Here is a 16088-nt window from a genome sequence, read left to right as displayed (position 1 = left end):
TCTGGACTCAAGTGGACCTGGAAAGATCGCAGCCTCGTTTCACTCGACAGCTCCTACACAGCTCCTACAGATGTGTTACCAGCAGATGCCTTCGGTGCGACCGGTGACACAGGTGGCTTGAGACATGAAGCCGACCAGGTCGATCACTTGCTTGCCGTCCGGAGCGTTCTGCGCCAGGGCGCGGAATTTCTCGTCACGGTTGCCGAGGATGATCACGTCGGAGTTGTTGATCACTTCGTCGAAGTCGGAATTGAGCAAGGACGAGACGTGAGGGATCTTCGACTCGATGTAATCCTTGTTCGCACCGTGAACGCGGGCGTATTCGACGTTGCTGTCGTAGATGCTCAGGTCGAAACCCTTGCCGATCAGCATTTCCGCCAGTTCCACCAGCGGGCTTTCGCGCAGGTCGTCGGTGCCGGCCTTGAAGCTCAGACCCAGCAGGGCGACTTTGCGTTTGTCATGGCTGGAAACGATGTCGAAGGCGTTCTGCACCTGGGATTCGTTACTGCGCATCAACGAGTTCAGCAGCGGTGCTTCCACGTCCAGCGAACCGGCGCGGTAGGTCAGGGCGCGAACGTCTTTCGGCAGGCAGGAGCCGCCGAACGCGAAACCAGGGCGCATGTAGTACTGCGACAGGTTCAGCGTCTTGTCCTGGCAGACCACGTCCATCACGACACGACCATCGACGCCAACGGCCTTGGCGATGTTGCCGATCTCGTTGGCGAAGGTCACCTTGGTGGCGTGCCACACGTTGCAGGTGTACTTGATCATCTCGGCAACGGCGATGTCCTTGCGGATGATCGGCGCGTCGAGTTCTTCGTACAGCGATTGCAGAACGTCGCCGGACGCTTTGTCGAACTCGCCGATGACGGTCATCGGTGGCAGGTCGTAGTCGGCGATCGCGGTGCTTTCACGCAGGAACTCAGGGTTCACCGCCACACCGAAGTCAACGCCGGCTTTCTTGCCGGAGCAGTCTTCGAGAATCGGGATGACAACGTTTGCGACCGTGCCCGGCAGAACGGTGCTGCGCACTACGATGGTGTGGCGGGTGGTCTTGTCACGCAGGACAAAACCGATCTCGCGGCATACCGCTTCGATGTAGTTCAGTTCCAGGTCGCCGTTCTTCTTGCTCGGCGTGCCGACGCAGATCATCGACAGGTCGGTGTCGCGAATCGCCTCGGCGAAGTTGGTCGTACCGCGCAGACGGCCTGTTTCGATACCCTTGGCCAGCAGTTCGCCCAGACCCGGTTCAACGATCGGTGATTTACCGGCGTTGATCATATCGATCTTGTCTTTGGCGACATCGACGCCAACGACGTCATGGCCCCGTGCAGACAGGCAACCGGCACATACTGCACCGACGTAACCCAAACCAAATATGCTGATGCGCATCGCAATTACCTCTCGTTAATCAAAACTGTATTTAACAAGCCATTACATGGCCGGAGTTAATGGTGTTCAGCGGTCATAGTGCACTCAGAAGTGCGGCGCACAGGCGCCACAATGCCCTGTACAGGCATGCTAAGTTCCGAGTGTCTAAATAAGTACACTCAAGGTGTGCGCAACTAGGCTTATTGTTATGATTTGCCCTGTTATGCAGCCGAGTCCTCTGGCAAGAGGTCCTTCGTGCAAAGGTCTTGCGCGCTCAATGCCGGGACAATAGCCCGTAAATCAAGCGGTTGGGTGCTCGGATGAGCACGTTTATAGGGGCGCAGCCTTGGCCGTGTAGGGGATAGTAGTGATGCCTTATCTCCTGTCCTTCCTGTGTTGTCCAAATCAGGGATTATTTAGCCGAAGTTAATGTGACAACTTCGCTACGTGAATCTCTTCTCTGCGTAAGTTATCTCGTACATGTTCAGAGATAATCGCTACCGGTGGTATGAGCTACGCATTTGGACATAGTTCCAGTCCGCTCATCGCGAATTCTGAAATTTCTTGAAATATTGAGAAAGATGGCACTGCTTTCAAACTGATGGCACTTGCCGTCTGGCCCTTGTTACACGGGGCGATAAACAGGCGAGATAGTTTTGTGCCACTACCGATAAAAATTTTCAGTGCCACTACTGAAAAAAATGCTCGAAGTCGAGTGAAACTAAAGTTAGAAAAATGACTGGTGGGTTTTTGGCGCCAAGAGATTGGCGATTCAGGCGGGGAATAGTTGGACGATCAGGCGTGGCGCACGACGGGGTTTTGGCTGTCGTGCGCCGATCCGGTGCATTACTCGGGAGCGTGATCGCGAAGAAACACCAGATTGTCCGGTTTAGACTGCTCGGCGCTGTATCGATAGCCCTGGACGTCGAACTGCTTGAGGGCTGCCGGGTCGTTGATGCGTTCTTCGATGACGAAGCGGCTCATCATGCCCCGGGCTTTTTTTGCGTAGAAACTGATGATCTTGTACTGGCCGTTTTTCAGGTCCTTGAACTCGGTATTGATGATGCGGGCATTCAAGGCCGTGCGTTTGACCGCCGAGAAATACTCGTTGGACGCCAGGTTCAGCAGCACGTCATCACCTTGATCGGCCAGGGCCTCGTTCAACCATTTGCTGATCCGCGTGCCCCAGAAGGCATACAAGTCCTTGCCCCGGGCGTTGGGCAATTTGGTGCCCATTTCCAGGCGATACGGCTGCATCAGGTCCAGCGGACGCAACAGACCATAAAGGCCGGACAACATGCGCAGATGCTGTTGGGCGTAATCGAAATCGGCTTCGCTGAAGGTTTGTGCGTTGAGGCCGGTATAAACGTCGCCCTTGAACGCCAGCAGTGCCTGTTTGGCGTTTTCTGGTGTGAACGCTGGGGTCCAGCTACCGAAACGCGCGGCGTTGAGCCCGCCGATCTTGTCGGAGACGTGCATCAGCTCGCTGATCTGCGCCGGCGTCAGGTCGCGCAACTGCAGGATCAGCTCCTGGGAATGGTCGAGGTATTGCGGCTGGGTGAAGCGCTGGGTCGCCGGCGGTGTTTCGTAGTCGAGGGTCTTGGCGGGGGAAATCACCATCAGCATGAAGTCGTCTCCTTTAATCGTGGGGCGATTCTAGGGGGTTGTCCTTGTTGACTCCAGCTATCACGTCCATAGGTGATCGGTGGTGAGCTCGTTTCTCTTGGCCGGTGGAGACCACTGTGGCGAGGGAGCTTGCTCCCGCTCGAGCGCGAAGCGGTCGCAAAATCGATGCACAGGTTTTACCTGAAGGAATGAGGGTGCAGGGTTTGGGGCTGCTTCGCAGCCCAGCGGGAGCAAGCTCCCTCGCCACAATGAGTTCGGCTTGGCTGCGGGAGTTGGCACCTGATCAGCTATAGTGCCGCGCGGGTTTTGTTATGGAGACATCCCATTGCGTATCGTTTTTCTATTCTCGGTCTGGCTGTTGAGTTTCGGTGCCATGGCGGCGCCGGGCGATGTGGCGACGCTCGATCGCAGCACCTGGCCTGAGCAACTCAGCAACCCGACGCTGTTCGATGTCGCCTCGCGGGCCGAGATTCTGATGTTTGCCCGTGTCCTGCTGGCGAGCGAATCGCTGGATCAAGTGAGCCTGGCCCAGCGCCTGGGCCTTCGCACGATCAATCTGGACTCGGTCAACCACCTGCGCCAGCGCATGTGGCAACGGCTGCTGACCAACTACAACTTTGCGCAGCAAAGCTGTGATCAGGATGCCTCTTTCTGTTTCCTGGTCGAAGACATGGACACCCTGCGCCAGCAAGCCGCCAAGTTTCAGATCAGCGACGACAGCTACTACATCAAGTGGGCCGAACCGAGCCGGCTGTTCCATGCGCAGTACCTCGACGAGCAGTTGCGCAAGGCCGCGCTGTTTCCGCAAACCAGCAGCGAAGTCGATCGTTTTGGCGACTACGAGCGCAATGGTGAGCAGATGCATGACCGACTGTTCCTGTTGACCTTCGACAGCGCCGCCAATGCCGCGCCGGACAACACGGCGTGGGTCACCGAGTACCTGCGCAAAGCGAACATGACGGGCACGTTCTTCGTCCTCGGCAAGGATATTCAGGCGCGTCTGAGCGAGCGTTCGGTGGCGAGTCTGCAGGCGACTTACTCGGCGCAGTGCATTGGCGTGCAAGGCTGGGAGTTCCGTTCCCACAGCCACTGGCAGGACTGGCAGGATTCAGTTCGGCGCAGCGCCGAACTGGTCAAAAGCAAATTGCCGGAGAACTACGTGCCGCTGTTCCGTCCGCCCGATGGTCAGCGCCGTTCGGACGCGGAAGGCTTCTTCAGGTCTCAGGGCTTGCAGGTGGCGCTGTGGGACATCGACGCCCAGGACGGCGCCGGCAAGCTCAAGGCCAACCAGAGTGCGCAGCGAGTGTTGACCCTGATGCTGTTGTGGCGGCACGGGGTGATCAACTTCAACATTAAACAGGATGGCGTGAAAACGGCGATGCCCTGGCTTGTCACGCAGACGGCACCCAGCGGGATCGGTTGGGAAGATTGTCAGGACGCGTTTCGCTGAAAATGGCGAAAGCCCGTAAACATTGGGGATGGGGCGAATTTGGAACACATTTCGGTGCAGGCGGACTTCCGACTTTAACGGGGTGATGGCAGTCCGCCAAGTGTTATTGGTCACTCTGAAAAATAAACTTCAAAAAAGCGCCAAAGTACTTTTTTCTGTCACAGGTTTTGGAGTATTACGAAGACAGACCGCCGAAACCTGCAACACAGGTGGCGTCTCCCAAGACCCAGCTGGATGCAGTTCACTTGAGTCCCCGCAGGTGAATTCGGTAGTCACTTCGAGGCGCAGCACCGCCAAGGTATTGCGTCGAATGGCTCCCACAAAGGTGACCGAGTATGGATGATCACGGACGTAGTTCTTCCTCCAACCAGCCAATCCTATATGTACTCGATACCAACGTATTGATTCACGATCCAAACGCCCTGCTTAACTTCGAAGAACACCACGTCGCGATCCCGATGACCGTGCTTGAGGAGCTGGACAAGCTCAAGAGCGGGCATCACAGCGTGGCTGCGGAATGCCGTCAGGCGATTCGCCTGATCGACAAGACCTTGGGCGATTCCAGCCCTGAAGACGTTGAACTGGGTGTGCCGATCCAGCGTGGTAAAAGTGGGCCAAAGGGTTTGCTGTCAATTCTGATGAGCAAACGTGCCGAACCGAACCTCATTCTTCCCGAACACCTGAACGACAACATCATCATCAACCAGTTGATCGACCTGCACGCGCGCGAACCCAAGCTGCCCGTGGTGCTGGTCACCAAAGACATCAACATGCGCCTTAAGGCCCGTGCCTGCGGAATCGCGGCCGAGGACTACAGCACTGACCAACTGGTTGACGACGTTTCGCTGCTGCCTAACGGCTACCACAACATGACCGGGTCCTTCTGGGACCTCGTAAGGAATGTCGAAACCCGCCAGGATCACGGCCGCACCTGGCATCAGGTGAAGATGATCGACAACCTGCCAGCGGTGCACATCAACGAGTTCATCATCGACGAACAGGGTTTTGTCGGCTGGATCAAGGAAATCGACGAAGACAAGCTGCTGATTCTCGACCTGCATCAGGAACCCCTGTTGCACCAGGAAGCCTGGGGCCTGAAGCCGCGTGACATCTATCAGAGCCTGGCGCTGTACGCCTTGCTGGACCCGGATATTCACCTGGTCAACCTGACCGGCGCGGCCGGTTCGGGTAAAACCATCCTCGCATTGGCGGCGGCGATCGAGCAGACCATGGTCAGCAAACGCTATCGTCGGATCATCGCGACGCGTAGCGTTCAGGGCCTGGACCAGGAGATCGGTTTCCTGCCCGGCACCGAAGCGGAAAAAATGGAGCCTTGGCTGGGCGCCATTACCGACAACCTCGAAGCCTTGCACATGGATGACGAAAACACCCATGGCAGCGTCGATTACATCCTCAGCAAAGTGCCGTTGCAGTTCAAATCCCTCAACTACATCCGGGGCCGCAGCTTCCAGCAAAGCCTGATTTTGATCGATGAATGCCAGAACCTCACGCCGCACCAGATGAAAACCATCATCACCCGTGCCGGCGCCGGTTCCAAAGTGGTGTGCCTGGGCAACCTGGCGCAGATCGACACCCCTTACCTGTCCGCGACCAGCTCCGGGCTGACCTACCTGACAGAACGCTTCAAGGATTTCCCGAACGGTGTCCACATCACCCTGCAAGGGGTGCCACGTTCGATTCTGGCCGAATACGCCGAATCGCATTTGTAACTGCCTCACAAGAACCGGACGACCTCAAAGTCGCCCGGTTTTTTTATGCCCAACACAAATCCCTGTAGGAGCTGCCGAAGGCTGCGATCTTTTGATCTTCAGCGATCTCATGATGGCAAAAATCAAAAGATCGCAGCCTTCGGCAGCTCCTACAAAGGCGTGCGGCAGCGTTTAAATCAAACGTGCGGAAAATTGACCCGCAGGTTTACAATCGAGGTTCTTGATCAGGAGTAACCCTGTGCTGACTCATCTCGATTCCCAAGGTCGCGCCAACATGGTCGACGTCACCGAAAAAGCCGTGACGTTCCGTGAAGCGACGGCCCAGGCGCTGGTGCGCATGCTACCCGAAACCCTGCAGTTGATCGTCAGTGGCGGTCATCCCAAGGGTGACGTGTTCGCCGTGGCGCGCATCGCCGGTATTCAGGCCGCGAAGAAAACCAGCGATCTGATTCCCCTGTGCCATCCGCTGATGCTCACCGGCGTCAAAGTCGAGCTCAGCGCTGAAGGTGACGACACTGTGCGCATCGTTGCGCGCTGCAAACTGTCCGGGCAGACCGGCGTCGAGATGGAAGCGCTGACCGCCGCGAGCGTCGCGGCGCTGACCCTCTATGACATGTGCAAGGCCGTGGATCGCGGCATGACCATTGAAAGCGTGCGCCTGCTGGAGAAACTCGGCGGCAAGAGCGGCCATTTCCAGGCGGATCGGCCATGAACGTCACCGTGAAGTTTTTCGCTCGTTATAGAGAAGCACTGGGCGTCGACTCGGTGAAGGTTGAAGGCGACTTCGCCACGGTCGATGACGTTCGCGCGCTGCTGGCCAAGCGCGACGGCGCCGATGTGTTGAGCGAGCAGAACCTGATGTGCGCCCGCAACGAAGACCTTTGCCAACTCGACGAGCCGGTGAGCGACGGCGATGAAGTGGCGTTCTTTCCGACCGTGACCGGGGGCTGAGCCATGGCAATTCGTGTGCAGGCCACGGCGTTCGATCCGGGCGCTGAAGTCAACGCCATGCACGCCGCCAATGTCGGTGTCGGGGCGGTGGTGAGTTTTGTCGGCTACGTGCGCGATTTCAATGATGGGCTCGAGGTGGCGGGGATGTTTCTTGAGCACTATCCGGGCATGACCGAAAAGGCCCTCGGCAAGATTGCCGTGGAGGCCGAGCAGCGCTGGCCGTTGCTCAAGCTGGAAGTGCTGCATCGCATCGGCGCCCTGGAACCGGGCGAGCCCATCGTCTTCGTCGGTGCCGCCAGCGCCCACCGCCAGGCAGCATTCGACGCCTGTGCCTTTGTCATGGACTACCTGAAAACCCGTGCGCCGTTCTGGAAGAAAGAAAACACCAGCGATGGTGCGCGTTGGGTTGAGGGGCGTGACAGTGATCATGCGGCGGCGGATCGCTGGAAGCAGTAAATCCTGCGGCGTCCTTGAGTCAGTCTTCGCGGGCAAGCCCGCTCCCACAGGTTTTGTGTCGTTTACATAACCTGTGGGAGCGGGCTTGCCCGCGAAGAGGCCATCAGAAACACCTTATATCCTCCTGATCCACCACCCGACCACCGGCCGGCACATCCCCATTCCCCCCAATTGACGATCAATACATAAAAGTCCAGTATGGAATTCTAAGTACAAAAAAAGGCGTTCCCCCCGTTTCCGCTCTTCATCTGTCTTGCCAAACCAACAACAACCCGCGAGAGAACGAACATGAAGAAATTCCCCCTCATCACCGGTCTGGCCCTGAGCCTGTTGGCGTGCAGCACTCTGTTTGCCGCCGAGAAAACCCTGCGCATCGGCATCGAAGCGGCTTACCCGCCGTTCGCGACCAAAACCGACAAAGGCGAAATCGTCGGCTTCGACTTCGACATCGGCAATGCCCTGTGTGCGCAGATGCAGGTCAAGTGCGTCTGGGTGGAAGGCGAGTTCGATGGTCTGATTCCTTCCCTGAAAGTGAAGAAAATCGACATGGCGCTGTCGTCCATGACCATCAACGAAGACCGCAAGAAGTCGGTGGATTTCACCCACAAGTACTACTTCACTTCGTCGCGTCTGGTGATGAAAGAAGGCGCAACCGTGGATGATCAGTACGCCAGCCTCAAGGGCAAGACCGTCGGCGTGCAGCGTGCAACCACCACTGACCGCTACGCCACCGAGGTGTTTGAACCGAAGGGCATCAACGTCAAGCGCTACGGCAACAACGAAGAGATCTACATGGACCTGGCGGCCGGTCGCCTCGATGCCATTTTTGCCGACACCATTCCGTTGAGCGACTTCCTGTCGATGCCGCGTGGCAAGGGTTACGCCTTTGTCGGGCCAGAGCTCAAGGACCCGAAATACGTGGGCGAGGGCGCCGGGATTGCGGTGCGCAAGGGCAACACCGAGCTGGTCAGCCAATTGAACACGGCGATCGACGGCATTCGCGCGAGCGGCGAGTACCAGAAGATTTCGGATAAGTATTTCAAGTCTGATATCTACGGCGACTGATCAAGCACGCTTCCCCTGTAGGAGCGAGCTTGCTCGCGATGGAGGTCAACGATAACGCGGGTTGTCTGAGTGAATGCGTTGTCCGGTCATTTTTCGCGAGCAAGCTCGCTCCTACAATGGGCCCGCTTGGAGCATTGCCAGTTAATCCCTTCTTAACCGCCTTATCGTTTATTCCCCGACATCTATTCCATGCGCACCCGGGCTCTCCAAGGTCCGGGCCAGCGTGTAGACTTCCGGTCAATCGATATCTAGAAGGGAAACGCAATGAGCGAGGAAACGATGCGGTTGGGCCGTGAGCGGCGCTACCTGGTGTTGCTGGGCATCATCTGCCTGGCACTGATCGGTGGCGCGCTGTACATGCAAATCGTGCTGGGCGAGGCGCCGTGCCCGCTGTGCATCCTGCAACGCTATGCCTTGCTGCTGATCGCGATCTTCGCGTTCATCGGCGCGGCGATGAGCTCCCGCCGCAGCATTACGGTGTTTGAAACCCTGGTGGTGATCTGCGCCCTGGCGGGCGTCGGGGTGGCCGGGCATCACGTCTATACCCAGTTCTACCCGGCGGTCAGCTGCGGCATTGATGTGCTGCAGCCGATTGTCGACGGCCTGCCGTTGGCGAAAATTTTCCCGCTGGGTTTCCAGGTCGACGGTTTCTGCTCTACGCCGTACCCGCCGATCCTCGGTCTGTCCCTTGCGCAATGGGCATTGATCGCTTTTGTACTGGTGGTGGTGCTGGTGCCGTTGCTCATTTCGCGCAACCGCAAAGCGCTGCGCTGAGGGCATTCGCCACAACGCTGCATGACCCATGAAAACGCCCCGGTCTTCGTTGAGAGGCCGGGGCGTTTTGCATTTCAGGGGCCCGGTTAAAAGATCGTGATGTGTGGCAATAAGAGGTGTGGCGCATGTGCGACATGTTGTCACAGCGCGAGTGTCGCAAGGCATTTCAGTACGCCGGATTGGTACATGAATACGCAAGGAAATTGGCCAATGCCAACAGCGGTCGCCTTCTGTTCACCAATCCCGGAACAGGCAGTTTTAACAGGGCCAGGTAAATTGCCAGAACCCTTGTCGCATGGGGGCTTGGACAAGGTCGAGGGAAGGGGCGGCGCCTTCGATACTGTCTGATCTACGTGTGGTAGACCTACTATTTTTGGTGTTTTTGTTGAGAGTCAATTTCGATAACATGGCGCACTTTTGCAAAAAGCGTCAAGGATTGTTGCTGGAATGGATAAAAATTATTTCGGGATGAGACATGGTTTATGAATCGTTACATATCTACAATCGCCCGCATTGAATTCCCGGCACTGCTCACCCTGACACAGGTGCATGAGCAGCAACAGGGTGTCTAGAGGCCTGATGGCTTCATGTGACGCCCAGATGTCGGTGCCTTCCAACTATCCGCACCAAATGGAATTGGTCTGTAACAAGGCCTTTGACCACGAATTCGAATAAGAACTCACCGCTGACCCAGGATTTGTCGAACAGCGTCTGACGCGCGACGGGCAGCCCTTATTCAATCCAAGAAAATGCCAACCCTTGGCAGGGTGAAGTGTTGGCGATCAAAACCCAACTGCATAGCGCAAGCAGCTTTAGAGGTCGTGAGATGAGTAAAAACAGGTACCCCAGACTACTAGGCTTATTGCCGCTGATCGGCACGTTGTTGCTGTCAGGCTGCAACATGACCTTGCTCGATCCCAAGGGCCAGGTTGGCCTGGACGAGCGAAACCTGATCATCACCGCAACGCTGCTTATGCTGTTGGTCGTGGTTCCGGTCATCGTCATGACCTTCCTGTTCGCCTGGAAATACCGCGCGTCCAACACTGACGCCGTCTACACGCCGAAATGGTCGCACTCCACCAAGATCGAAATCGCGGTGTGGGCTGTTCCAGTGCTGATCATCATTGCCCTGGGTTACGTCACCTACAAGTCGACCCACGCACTGGACCCGTACCGTCCGCTGGAATCCGACGTCAAGCCAATCACCATTGAAGTGGTCGCGCTGGACTGGAAGTGGATGTTCATCTATCCGGAGCAGGGCATCGCCACCGTCAACAAGATCGTGTTCCCGGCGCACACGCCGATCAACTTCAAGGTGACTTCGGACTCCGTGATGAACTCGTTCTTCATCCCGGCCCTGGGCGGCCAGATCTACGCGATGGCCGGCATGCAGACCAAACTGCACCTGATCGCCAACCAGAACGCTGAAATGGACGGTATCTCCGCCAACTACAGCGGCGCGGGTTTCACCGGCATGAAGTTCAAAGCAATCGCAACTTCCCAGGAAGATTTCGACGCCTGGGTAAGTGAAGTCAAAAAGGCACCTAAACAGCTTGAACAAGCTGAATACGCAGCCCTGTCCAAGCAGAGCCAGAACAACCCAGTCGAGCTTTACTCCTCGGTCACGCCAAACCTGTTCCAGATCATCGTCGACAAGTACGAAGGCATGAAACCGGGCAAGCCGCACCACGAGAAGAAAGAGCACGAAGTGGCCGCCATGGAAGGGATGGACATGAGTTCGCATTCAGCTGCCGGGGCAGAGGAGTAAACGATGTTTGGTAAATTAAGTTGGGAAGCGGTCCCGTTCCACGAACCGATCGTGATGATTACCATCGCCATGATCGCGCTCGGTGGTCTGGCGCTGTTCGCTGCAATCACCTACTTCAAGAAGTGGACTTACTTGTGGACCGAGTGGCTGACGTCGGTCGACCACAAGAAAATCGGCGTGATGTACATCATCGTCGCCATGGTCATGCTGCTGCGCGGTTTTGCCGACGCCATCATGATGCGTACCCAACTGGCCATGGCCACCGAGGGTTCGCCTGGCTACCTGCCACCTGAACACTATGACCAGATCTTCACCGCTCACGGTGTGATCATGATCATCTTCATGGCGATGCCATTCTTCACCGGCCTGATGAACCTTGCAGTGCCGCTGCAGATCGGCGCGCGTGACGTTGCCTACCCGTTCCTGAACTCCCTGAGCTTCTGGCTGCTGGTATCCGGCGTAGTGCTGATCAACCTGTCCCTGGGCGTCGGCGAATTCGCCAAGACCGGCTGGGTTGCCTATCCACCGCTGTCGGGCCTGCAATACAGCCCTGGCGTGGGGATGGATTACTACATCTGGGCGCTACAGCTATCCGGGTTGGGGACGACGCTGACGGGGGTCAACTTCCTCGCCACCGTGCTGAAAATGCGTACCCCTGGCATGAAGCTGATGGACATGCCGATCTTCACCTGGACCTGCACCTGGTCCAACGTCCTGATCGTGGCTTCGTTCCCGATCCTGACCGCTACCCTGGCACTGCTGACGCTTGACCGTTACATGGATTTCCACATTTTCACCAATGAACTTGGTGGCAATCCGATGATGTACGTCAACCTGTTCTGGGCTTGGGGTCACCCCGAGGTTTACATCCTGATTCTGCCGGCGTTCGGGATCTTCTCCGAAGTCATCTCGACCTTCACTGGCAAGCGTCTGTTCGGCCACCACTCGATGGTCTACGCCTCGGGCGCGATCTCGATCCTGGGCTTCATGGTCTGGCTGCACCACTTCTTCACCATGGGTTCGGGTGCCAGCGTCAACGCCTTCTTCGGCCTGGCGACGATGCTGATTTCGATCCCGACGGGGGTGAAGCTATTCAACTGGCTGTTCACCATCTACCAGGGCCGTCTGCGTTTCACCAGCCAGGTTCTGTGGACCCTGGGCTTCATGGTGACCTTCGCCATCGGCGGCATGACCGGCGTACTGCTGGCCATTCCGGGTGCTGACTTCGTTCTGCACAACAGCCTGTTCGTGATCGCGCACTTCCACAACGTGATCATCGGCGGCGCGGTATTCGGTTACATCGCAGGCTTCGCCTTCTACTTCCCGAAAGCGTTCGGCTTCAAGCTGCACGAAGGTTGGGGCAAGGCAGCGTTCTGGTTCTGGATCTCGGGCTTCTTCGTCGCGTTCATGCCGCTCTATGCTCTGGGCTTCATGGGCATGACCCGTCGTCTGAACGCCACCACCAACCCTGAGTGGGTGCCGTACCTGTACGTCGCCATGTTCGGTGCGGTGATGATTGCAGTCGGTATCGCCTGCCAGTTGATCCAGCTGTACGTCAGCGTGCGTGATCGCAACAAACCAGAAAACATGTGCGAACACGGCGACCCGTGGAATGCCCACACGCTGGAATGGTCGACCTCGTCGCCACCACCGTTCTACAACTTCGCCGTGCTGCCAAAAGCAGAAACCATCGATCCGTTCACCGAAGCCAAGGAAAACGGCACTGCGTACCAGGCTCCGGCCAAGTACGAACCGATCCACATGCCAAACAACACCGCGACCGGTGTGGTCATGGGTGCTCTGTTGACCGTGTTCGGTTTCGCGATGATCTGGCACATCTGGTGGCTGGCCATCGTGGGTCTGGTTGGCACCGTGGGCTACTTCGTGATCCACGCTGCCCGCGATGATCAAGGCTATATGGTGCCGGTCGACGTGATCGAGCGCATCGAAGCCGAGCAGCACAAGCGTCTGGTAGCGGCCGGGAAAGTTCCAGCCACCGCCACCCGTGTTGAAACCTCGTTGGAACAGGCTTAAACCATGTCGAACTTAGTGACCAATGCTGGACACACCCATGTCGATGGACATGGGCACGATGACCATCACCACGACTCGGGCGAGATGACCGTATTCGGTTTCTGGCTCTACCTGATGACCGACTGCATTCTGTTTGCGTCGATCTTCGCGGCGTACGCGGTACTGGTTAACAACGTAGCGGGTGGCCCGTCGGGCCACGACATCTTCGAGCTGCCATACGTACTGGGCGAAACCGCTCTGCTGCTGTTCAGTTCGATCACCTACGGCTTCGCCATGCTGGCGTTCTTCCGGGGTAACAAAAAGCAGGTCCTGGGCTGGTTGGCCATGACCTTCGCGTTCGGCGCCGGCTTCATCGGCATGGAAATCAACGAGTTCCACGTGTTGATCTCCGAAGGCTTCGGCCCTAGCCGCAGCGGCTTCCTGTCCGGGTTCTTCACCCTGGTCGGCACCCACGGTCTGCACGTGACCAGCGGTCTGATCTGGATGGCGATCATGATGTACCAGGTGCAGAAAAACGGCCTGACGGCGACCAACAAGACCCGTCTGAGCTGCCTGAGCCTGTTCTGGCACTTCCTGGACGTGGTGTGGATCTGCGTATTCACCGTTGTTTATCTGATGGGGACTATGTAAATGGCTAACACTCATTCCCACGACGACGCCGGTCACGGCAGCGTCAAGTCCTACGTCATTGGCTTCGTCCTGTCGGTCATCCTGACCCTGATCCCGTTCGGTCTGGTGATGTACCCGTCGCTGCCGAAAGCCCTGACCCTGTGGATCGTACTGGCCTTCGCAGTGATCCAGGTGCTGGTGCACCTGGTGTACTTCCTTCACCTGGACCGTTCGGCCGCGCAGCGTAACAACGTGATTGCGTTTGTATTCGCCGCGATCGTGATTGTCCTGCTGGTTGGCCTGTCGCTGTGGATCATGTTCAGCATCCACACCAACATGATGGCGCACTGAGGTAAGTCCGGATGTCCTTGAAGCACTTTATCCAAATCACCAAACCGGGGATCATTTTCGGTAACGTGCTTTCAGTGGCAGGCGGATTTTTCCTGGCGTCGAAAGGGCATGTCGATCTGGCCATTTTCCTGGCCGCCATGATCGGCACGTCGCTGGTGGTGGCTTCCGGTTGCGTGTTCAACAACTGCATCGACCGCGACATCGACATCAAGATGGAACGCACCAAGAACCGGGCGCTGGTCCAGGGCTTTGTCTCCCTGAAACTGGCCCTGGCCTTCGCGACCGTCCTGGGTGTCGTCGGCGTTGCGTTGCTGTACAAGGTGGCCAACCCGTTGGCCGCTTTGTTCGCGGTGATTGGTTTCGTCATCTACGTCGGCTTCTACAGCCTGTACCTCAAGCGCAAGTCGGTTCACGGCACGCTGGTGGGCAGTCTGTCGGGTGCGATGCCGCCGGTGATCGGTTATGTCGCTGTGACGAACAGCTTCGACATGGCCGCACTGACGCTACTGGTGATGTTCAGCCTGTGGCAGATGCCGCATTCCTATGCCATCGCGATCTTCCGCTTCAACGATTACCTGGCCGCATCGATTCCGGTGCTGCCTGTGAAGCGCGGGATTCAAGTGGCGAAGAAGCACATCCTGATCTACATCCTGGCCTTCCTCGTGGCGACCTTGATGCTGACCTTCAGCGGCTACGCCGGCATGAGCTACCTCGCCGTCGCCGCGGCCATGGGCATGTACTGGCTGTACATGGCCTGGACCGGCTACAAGGCAGTGGATGACACGGTCTGGGCACGCAAGCTGTTCGTGTTCTCGATCTTCACCATTACCGCGTTGAGCGTGATGATGTCCCTGGACTTCAAAGTGCCGACCGAGTTGCTGCTGACGTACGCGCCTTAAGCGTCGGATGCTGTAAAGAAAAACCCCGCCCTTTGAGAGAAGGGCGGGGTTTTTTGTTGGGTGTTTTTTGGTAGACCGGGTTGCCGCCTTCGCGAGCAAACCCGCTTCCACAGGGGGGAAGTGTCGTGTTCAAAGTTGGCGGCAACACCGATCCCATGTGGGAGCGGGCTTGCTCGCGAAGGCCGCGCCGCGGTGTATCAAGTATGGAAGGGATAAAAAGGTCATAGCGAGAAGAGGCTATAACTTCAGATAAATAGCTAGATGTTTTTTCAAGCCAACAGGCGGCACAAAAAGCCCTGCGCATTGAAAGATGCGCAGGGCTTTTTCATTCAAACGCGGTTGTTACACGGTGCGTCTAGCACCTTCGCCACATCATCGATAATCGCTTTACTCATATCCTGCAAAAAATGCGATGCCCAGGCATGCCGGTCGCTATCGCGAATCATAGCGGCGTCTGAGGCGAGACGTTTGGCGATATGGAGCAGGTCGGAGGCGTGGTAGAGCGCCTGAATGATCGGGACGTCACGGTTGATTCGGAACAGCGGTTGGTTGGCGTGGTAGGGAAGGGGGTGAGGCCGATGGTTTTTAGATCTTTGGGATTGGTCATTGGCCTTCACCGTCCTTTGGTGGGGCGGTTTCGGGGACGACCGATAAAGCAGACAGTTCAATAGCGTGCATCAGCAATACTCCATAACAAAGTAGGGCTGCCACGTTCGTTATCAGGCGAATGGGTGGCAGCTGTGCGCAGGCTGATAAACCGGAGATGCACGACCCGGCAGACCGGAAGGTCTCCCACGCACAGCCGCCATTACACGAAAATTCGGACGTAAAAAAACGCCGACAATCGAGAGGTTGGGCGCAGTGCGTGCGCATCTTACCCGGGTTATCAGGCCCGGTCGCTGAATTGGCAGCGACAACCTCAAGCTATCGGGCATTTTTAGAAGCCGCAATCGTAGCGATCTGGTGGCTTGTGAGCATGTCGGGCGACATATCTTGTAGACGAT

The 16088-nt window shown here is 57.1% G+C and carries 14 protein-coding genes and 1 pseudogene; 12 read left to right on the top strand and 3 right to left on the bottom strand.

Going from position 1 to position 16088, the window contains the following annotated elements; translation table 11 throughout:
• Positions 1-75: 75 nt before the first annotated feature.
• Both ACYZTL_RS10905 and yaaA read right to left on the bottom strand, forming a co-directional pair.
• On the bottom strand, positions 76-1392 hold the full coding sequence (locus ACYZTL_RS10905; protein WP_461951796.1) for a nucleotide sugar dehydrogenase: 1317 nt from the start codon (positions 1390-1392) through the stop codon (positions 76-78).
• Between the two features lie 825 nt (positions 1393-2217).
• Positions 2218-2997, bottom strand: coding sequence for a peroxide stress protein YaaA (gene yaaA / locus ACYZTL_RS10900; RefSeq protein WP_461951795.1), 780 nt, complete (start codon positions 2995-2997; stop codon positions 2218-2220).
• Between the two features lie 325 nt (positions 2998-3322).
• Here yaaA and ACYZTL_RS10895 point away from each other — a divergent pair, with 325 nt between their 5' ends.
• From ACYZTL_RS10895 to cyoE, 12 genes are all read left to right on the top strand, one after another.
• On the top strand, positions 3323-4447 hold the full coding sequence (locus ACYZTL_RS10895) for a polysaccharide deacetylase family protein (RefSeq protein WP_461951794.1): 1125 nt from the start codon (positions 3323-3325) through the stop codon (positions 4445-4447).
• Positions 4448-4782: 335 nt separating this feature from the next.
• Positions 4783-6177, top strand: a complete 1395-nt coding sequence (locus tag ACYZTL_RS10890; RefSeq protein ID WP_461951793.1) for a PhoH family protein — start codon at positions 4783-4785, stop codon at positions 6175-6177.
• A gap of 238 nt (positions 6178-6415) precedes the next feature.
• Positions 6416-6889: a cyclic pyranopterin monophosphate synthase MoaC gene (gene moaC, locus ACYZTL_RS10885; protein ID WP_461951792.1), complete on the top strand. Its 474-nt coding sequence runs from the start codon at positions 6416-6418 to the stop codon at positions 6887-6889.
• Positions 6886-7128: a molybdopterin converting factor subunit 1 gene (gene moaD, locus ACYZTL_RS10880; RefSeq protein WP_214380762.1), complete on the top strand. Its 243-nt coding sequence runs from the start codon at positions 6886-6888 to the stop codon at positions 7126-7128. The genes moaC and moaD overlap by 4 nt, the downstream gene beginning before the upstream one ends.
• A gap of 3 nt (positions 7129-7131) precedes the next feature.
• Entirely contained in the window at positions 7132-7584 is a 453-nt protein-coding gene (moaE, locus tag ACYZTL_RS10875) for a molybdopterin synthase catalytic subunit MoaE (protein ID WP_461951791.1), read from the top strand.
• Positions 7585-7872: 288 nt separating this feature from the next.
• Positions 7873-8649, top strand: a complete 777-nt coding sequence (locus tag ACYZTL_RS10870) for an ABC transporter substrate-binding protein (protein WP_461951790.1) — start codon at positions 7873-7875, stop codon at positions 8647-8649.
• 264 nt (positions 8650-8913) lie between these two features.
• Positions 8914-9423: a disulfide bond formation protein B gene (locus ACYZTL_RS10865; RefSeq protein WP_461951789.1), complete on the top strand. Its 510-nt coding sequence runs from the start codon at positions 8914-8916 to the stop codon at positions 9421-9423.
• 826 nt (positions 9424-10249) lie between these two features.
• Entirely contained in the window at positions 10250-11191 is a 942-nt protein-coding gene (gene cyoA / locus ACYZTL_RS10860) for a ubiquinol oxidase subunit II (protein WP_461951788.1), read from the top strand.
• A gap of 3 nt (positions 11192-11194) precedes the next feature.
• Positions 11195-13225 (top strand): cytochrome o ubiquinol oxidase subunit I, encoded by a 2031-nt coding sequence (gene cyoB / locus ACYZTL_RS10855; RefSeq protein ID WP_461951787.1) that lies wholly within the window; start codon positions 11195-11197, stop codon positions 13223-13225.
• Positions 13226-13228: 3 nt separating this feature from the next.
• A complete protein-coding gene (locus ACYZTL_RS10850) occupies positions 13229-13855 on the top strand; it encodes a cytochrome o ubiquinol oxidase subunit III (protein ID WP_461951786.1) in 627 nt (208 codons plus the stop codon).
• Positions 13856-14185: a cytochrome o ubiquinol oxidase subunit IV gene (cyoD, locus tag ACYZTL_RS10845; protein ID WP_461951785.1), complete on the top strand. Its 330-nt coding sequence runs from the start codon at positions 13856-13858 to the stop codon at positions 14183-14185. It begins immediately after the preceding gene.
• An 11-nt stretch (positions 14186-14196) separates the two neighbouring features.
• Positions 14197-15084 carry a heme o synthase gene (cyoE, locus tag ACYZTL_RS10840; RefSeq protein ID WP_461951784.1) on the top strand — a complete coding sequence of 296 codons (888 nt, stop codon included), beginning with the start codon at positions 14197-14199 and terminating at the stop codon, positions 15082-15084.
• A 329-nt stretch (positions 15085-15413) separates the two neighbouring features.
• Here cyoE and ACYZTL_RS10835 read toward each other — a convergent pair.
• A pseudogene (locus tag ACYZTL_RS10835) lies at positions 15414-15691 on the bottom strand (DUF3077 domain-containing protein).
• Positions 15692-16088: the final 397 nt, after the last annotated feature.

Source organism: Pseudomonas sp. LB3P81 (genome assembly GCF_054897965.1).
This window is presented reverse-complemented; position numbering and strand designations above follow the sequence as displayed.